This window comes from Metabacillus niabensis (genome assembly GCF_902829255.1).
GTDB classification, from domain to species: Bacteria; Bacillota; Bacilli; order Bacillales; family Bacillaceae; genus Metabacillus; species Metabacillus niabensis.
The window spans coordinates 1-1,347 of record NZ_CADEPK010000229.1 but is presented as its reverse complement, the minus strand read 5'-3'; the positions used below and the strand labels follow the sequence as shown (position 1 = coordinate 1,347).

The window sequence follows — 1,347 nt, the reverse complement described above, 5'->3', positions numbered from 1 at the left end:
CGATGCTGCGAGATTGGTTGGTGTTATGACTCATGTATGGCTTTTATATAGACATCGATTTGATATATTTATGTACATTTTTTTTTTTTTTTTCAAGCAGAAGACGGCATACGAGATAGGAGTCCGTCTCGTGGGCTCGGAGATGGCTATAAGAGACAGACTATAAAAATATCATCTGATATTGAACGAATGGCAGATTTTGCAGTAAATATAGCAAAATCAACAATAAGAATTGGTGATCAACCGTTAGTAAAGCCAATTCATCATATTAAGAAGATGCATACAATTGCTTCTAGTATGTTATCGTTATCGATTAAAGCATTTAATGAAGAGGATATAGTATTGGCAAAAAAAGTAGCTGATATGGATGATCAAGTTGACGCATTGTATGGAGAGACTTTAGTAGAAATCATCGAGCTAATGGAGACGAAAAAAGAATTTTCTCAGCAACTCATTCAATTATTATTTATTTGTAGATATATAGAAAGAACTGCCGATCATACTACAAATATTTCAGAGAGTATTATGTATTTAGTAAAAGGCAAAAGGTATGATTTAAACGGATAAAAGTTTAAGTTTTATTGGAGTAAATATAGTTGAGATATGAGAAAAACCAGCCATTGAGGCTGGTTTTTTAAAAATTATCTTGTTATTGCTTCTGCAAGTTGATGGAAGTCCATTCCTTTTTTAACTTGGAATGTTCCTAATTGAACTTTTTGGTGATAATTATTTTTTATAAGGTATTGATCAAATTGGAATGAATCTTCGATTATACCGTTTTGTTCAAGTAAATCAGAAACAGTACTTGTTGTCATACCTTCCGATATAGTTAAGTTGTAGGTAACTGGTTCTTCTTTCTTTTCTTCAGCTGGAGCTTCTTTAGCTGGTGTTTCTGTTGTTGTTTCTTTCTGTGCTGTATCTTCTTTTGTATCTTTAGCTGTGTCTGTTTTTGGTTCAGAAGAATTTTTTGCTGCTAATAATTCTTCATATTCTTCAGCCTCAACAGCCATTCTCCCATTTTCGGCTAAGTATTTTTCGACATTTTTTTCGGTAAGTTGTTTTTTATCATCAGCAGATGCTGATTTATTATCTGTTAGAAGGTATGTTCCTCCTAATAGAGTTGTCGCCACAATCATTCCTGCTGCAAACGCCTGAAAACTGGTTTTACTCATGTTAAAACCCTCTCATTCTTTTCAACGATTGAACGAATGTTATCTACTGAAGTTCCTTCAGATAAGGCGATAGCTTCTAAGGACATACCTTGGCGATATTTTGCAAGAATGCGTGACTTGTTTAATTGATTATCCTGATCTTCTTCTTTTGTTTCTACTTTTAATGGGGCATCGT

Annotated in this window: 1 protein-coding gene and 1 pseudogene; one reads left to right on the top strand and one right to left on the bottom strand. The window is 33.6% G+C overall.

All coding sequences use genetic code 11. The features are described from left to right. Positions 1 to 162: 162 nt before the first annotated feature. Positions 163 to 567, top strand: a pseudogene (locus tag HU235_RS14860) (phosphate signaling complex PhoU family protein); the annotation flags it as partial. Between the two features lie 74 nt (positions 568 to 641). Here HU235_RS14860 and HU235_RS14855 read toward each other — a convergent pair. Then, positions 642 to 1,172: an endolytic transglycosylase MltG gene (locus HU235_RS14855; RefSeq protein ID WP_095299800.1), complete on the bottom strand. Its 531-nt coding sequence runs from the start codon at positions 1,170 to 1,172 to the stop codon at positions 642 to 644. Positions 1,173 to 1,347 lie beyond the last annotated feature (175 nt).